The 4,224-nt window shown below is 60.2% G+C and carries 4 protein-coding genes; 2 read left to right on the forward strand and 2 right to left on the reverse strand.

Annotated features, from left to right (window positions below):
* Positions 1 to 41: 41 nt before the first annotated feature.
* Positions 42 to 989, reverse strand: coding sequence for a LysR family transcriptional regulator (locus F0169_RS27130; protein WP_099235574.1), 948 nt, complete (start codon positions 987 to 989; stop codon positions 42 to 44).
* 131 nt (positions 990 to 1,120) lie between these two features.
* On the opposite strand from F0169_RS27130, the gene F0169_RS27135 reads away from it, so the two are divergent.
* Positions 1,121 to 2,638 carry a CoA-acylating methylmalonate-semialdehyde dehydrogenase gene (locus tag F0169_RS27135; RefSeq protein WP_152748145.1) on the forward strand — a complete coding sequence of 506 codons (1,518 nt, stop codon included), beginning with the start codon at positions 1,121 to 1,123 and terminating at the stop codon, positions 2,636 to 2,638.
* A 15-nt stretch (positions 2,639 to 2,653) separates the two neighbouring features.
* Positions 2,654 to 3,541, forward strand: coding sequence for a 3-hydroxyisobutyrate dehydrogenase (gene mmsB / locus F0169_RS27140; RefSeq protein ID WP_152748146.1), 888 nt, complete (start codon positions 2,654 to 2,656; stop codon positions 3,539 to 3,541).
* Between the two features lie 53 nt (positions 3,542 to 3,594).
* On the opposite strand, the gene F0169_RS27145 is transcribed toward mmsB, so the two are convergent.
* Positions 3,595 to 4,224 (reverse strand): OprD family outer membrane porin (locus tag F0169_RS27145; RefSeq protein WP_152748147.1); only part of this gene is annotated, 630 nt, incomplete at its 5' end.

Raw genomic sequence — 4,224 nt, forward strand, 5'->3', positions numbered from 1 at the left:
AAACGTCCTGCAAGTTAAAGCGAAACGTCGTTGATGGCCCTTTAATCCGCAAACCGCATCTCGCGCGTTTCCCCCATCAGCAACCCCGCGTTCTGCTCCGTCACCTCCCGGATGTAATCCCACAACAACGTGATCCGCTTCAACTTGCGCAGATCCTCCCGGCAATACATCCAAAATTGCCGCGTAATCGCAATCTGCTCCCCCAACACCGGCAACAACCGCGCATCCTGCGCCGCCAAAAAGCACGGCAATATCGCCATCGACCGACCTTGCTGCGCCGCGACGTACTGCGCGATCACACTGGTGCTGCGCAAACTTGCGCTGGCGCCGGGCACCACGTTCGCCAGGTACAACAGCTCCGAACTGAAGGCTAAATCATCCACGTAGCTGATAAACGGATGCTCGGCCAAATCGGCAGGGCGTTGGATGGGCGGGTGTTGGTCGAGGTAATCCTGGGTCGCGTAGAGCTGTAATGTGTAGTCGCACAATTTGCAGCACACGTAAGGCCCGTGTTCCGGGCGTTCCAGGGCGATAACGATGTCGGCTTCGCGCTTGGACAGGCTGATGAAGTGCGGCAGCGGCAGGATGTCGACCGAGATGGCCGGGTAGGTGTCGACGAAATGGCTCAACTGCGGCGTGATGAAAAAGCTGCCGAAGCCTTCGGTACAGCCCATGCGCACATGGCCGGAGAGCGCTACGCCGGAGCCGGAGACTTGCTCGCAGGCCATGTGCAAGGTGCTTTCGATGGACTCCGCGTAACCCAACAAACGTTGGCCCTCGGCGGTTAAGACAAAACCGTTGGTCCGCGATTTTTCGAACAGCAAGGTGCCGAGTGATACTTCCAGGGAACTGATGCGCCGCGACACGGTGGTGTAGTCCACCGCCAGGCGCTTGGCGGCGACGCTGGCTTTGCGGGTGCGCGCCACTTCGAGAAAAAACTTCAGGTCATCCCAGTTCAGGGAGCCCAAGGACGTGATGTTTTTTTGCATATAGGACCGGCTTTTATGTGCGTTCTTATTAGAAGTTTGCACATCTATACTCCAAAAACAGTCCGAACGCCTCATTCCCAAGGCGGTTTACGCGCCTTGTCTCTGCATAACTATAAGATTTGGAGACCCTCATGAACGCATCTGCCGACATTGCCGTGCAACAGGTCAAGCTGCTGATCAACGGTGAATGGCTCGAGTCCAAGAGCACTCACTGGCAAGACGTCGTCAACCCGGCCACCCAGCAAGTGCTGGCCAAGGTGCCGTTTGCCACGGCCGATGAAGTGAATGCCGCCATCGACGCTGCCCACCGCGCCTTCCAGACCTGGAAGCTGACGCCAATCGGTGCGCGCATGCGCATCATGCTCAAGCTGCAAGCGTTGATTCGCGAACACTCCAAGCGTATCGCCGTGGTCCTCAGCGCCGAGCAGGGCAAGACCATTGCCGATGCCGAAGGCGACATTTTTCGTGGCTTGGAAGTGGTGGAACATGCCTGTTCCATCGGCACGTTGCAGATGGGCGAATTTGCTGAAAACGTCGCCGGTGGCGTCGACACCTACACCCTGCGCCAACCCATCGGCGTGTGCGCGGGCATTACCCCATTCAACTTCCCGGCGATGATCCCGCTGTGGATGTTCCCGATGGCCATCGCCTGCGGCAACACCTTCGTTCTTAAACCGTCCGAGCAAGACCCGCTGTCGACCGTGCTGCTGGTGGAGCTGGCGCTGGAAGCCGGTGTGCCGCCTGGCGTGTTGAACGTGGTGCACGGCGGCAAAGACGTGGTGGATGCGCTGTGCACGCACAAAGACATCAAGGCCGTGTCTTTCGTCGGCTCGACTGCTGTGGGCACGCATGTTTACGACTTGGCGGGCAAACACGGCAAGCGCGTGCAGGCGATGATGGGCGCGAAGAACCACGCCGTGGTGCTGCCCGACGCTAACCGCGAACACACGCTGAATGCGCTGGTCGGTGCCGGTTTTGGCGCGGCGGGCCAGCGTTGCATGGCGACCTCGGTGGTGGTGCTGGTCGGCGCGGCCAAGCAGTGGCTGCCGGACCTTAAGGCGCTGGCGCAAAAGCTCACCGTGAATGCCGGCAGCGAAGCGGGCACCGATGTTGGCCCGGTGATTTCCAGGCGCGCCAAGGCACGCATTTTGGAGTTGATCGAAAGCGGCGTGAAAGAAGGCGCCACGCTGGAGCTGGACGGCCGCGACATCACGGTGCCGGGTTTTGAGCAAGGCAACTTCGTCGGCCCGACGCTGTTCTCGGGCGTGACCACGGATATGCAGATCTACACCCAGGAAATTTTCGGCCCGGTGCTGGTGGTGCTCGAAGTCGCGACGCTCGATGAGGCCATCGCGCTGGTCAACGCTAACCCGTTCGGCAACGGCACCGGTTTGTTCACCCAGAGCGGCGCGGCGGCGCGTAAGTTCCAGAGCGAAATTGACGTGGGCCAGGTCGGCATTAACATCCCGATCCCGGTGCCGGTGCCGTTCTTCAGTTTCACCGGTTCGCGTGGCTCCAAGCTCGGCGACCTCGGCCCGTACGGCAAGCAAGTGGTGCAGTTTTACACCCAGACCAAAACCGTCACCAGCCGCTGGTTTGACGACGACACGGTCAACGATGGCGTCAACACCACCATCAACCTGCGCTGAGTTCGGGAGACGACCATGAAAATTGCATTTATCGGTTTGGGCAACATGGGCGCGCCCATGGCCCGCAACCTGATCAAGGCCGGCCACGCGCTTAGCCTGTTCGACCTCAACCAGGCGGTACTCAAAGAGCTGGCCGAACTGGGTGGCCGCATCAGCGACTCGCCGCGTGATGCGGCGCACGGTGCTGAGCTGGTCATTACGATGCTGCCAGCCGCTGCGCATGTGCGCAGTGTGTGGCTGAATGACGACGGCGTTTTGGCTGGTATCAGCGAAGGCGTACCGGCGGTGGATTGCAGCACCATCGACCCGCAAACCGCGCGCGATGTGGCCGCTGCCGCCGCCAAACAAGGCGTGGTAATGGCCGATGCGCCGGTGTCCGGTGGCACCGGCGGCGCCAGTGCCGGCACGCTGACGTTTATGGTCGGCGCACCCCCGGAACTGTTCGCCACCTTGCAACCGGTGTTGGCGCAGATGGGCCGCAACATCGTGCATTGCGGTGACGTCGGCACCGGGCAAATCGCCAAGATCTGCAACAACCTGTTGCTCGGCATCAGCATGGTCGGCGTCAGTGAAGCCATGGCGTTGGGCGACGCGCTGGGCATCGACACCCGCGTGCTGGCTGGCATCATCAACAGCTCCACCGGGCGTTGCTGGAGTTCGGACACTTACAACCCGTGGCCCGGTGTGATCGACACCGCGCCGTCGTCGCGGGGTTATACCGGCGGTTTCGGCGCCGACCTGATGCTCAAAGACCTGGGCTTGGCCACTGAGGCCGCGCGCCAGGCCAAGCAGCCGGTGATCCTCGGCGCCGTGGCTCAACAGTTGTATCAATCGATGAGCCAGCGCGGGGAAGGTGGCAAGGACTTCTCGGCGATCATCAACAGCTATCGCAAGCCCGCGTAGGCGAATTTGCGAGAGCCCGCGTGGGTGGGCTCTCGTTTTTTACAGGCTACGCGTTACCACAGTGGCCGCTCATAACTGACGATCAAGCGCGTTTCGTCGACATTGCGTTCAAAGTTGGAACGCACCATTGCGTTGCGCAAACGTACCTTCACGTTTTTCAGCGTCGGGTTCTGGAACGCATACGTCACGTCGATATCGCGTTCCCATTCGTGGCCGTCCGAGCGCCCTGGGCCGCGGTCGACGTTGCTGCCCGATGCATAGCGAGTAAACAGCGAAAGGCCAGGCGCGCCGAGTGCGGTGAAGTCATAGTCGTAGCGAGCTTGCCAGGAGTTTTCATCTTTATTGGCGAAGTCGCTGTATTGGAAAAAATTCACCAGCGACGAAAAGCTTCCTCTCAGGGATGCGTATCCCGTATTGCCTGACATGGTTTGATAAGCGCCGGTCCATTTATGCGACCCCAATGAATAACTGAATAGCGCGCCCAACGCGGTGTTGTCGATGTTGGTGTTGCCGTTGTCGGTCGCGCGCGCGTAACGCAGTTCGCTTTTCAGGCTTTGGTTCTCGGCGATCGGGTAGGTATGTTGAACGGTGGCAGAGTGTTTTGTGTAAAGGTCATCCAGCGCGCTGTAGTAGTAACTGCCGGTGAGTTGTTTAGTGAAGGCGTAACTGCCGCCGGCGAAGTC

The organism is Pseudomonas kitaguniensis (assembly GCF_009296165.1).
Taxonomy (GTDB): Bacteria; Pseudomonadota; Gammaproteobacteria; order Pseudomonadales; family Pseudomonadaceae; genus Aquipseudomonas; species Aquipseudomonas kitaguniensis.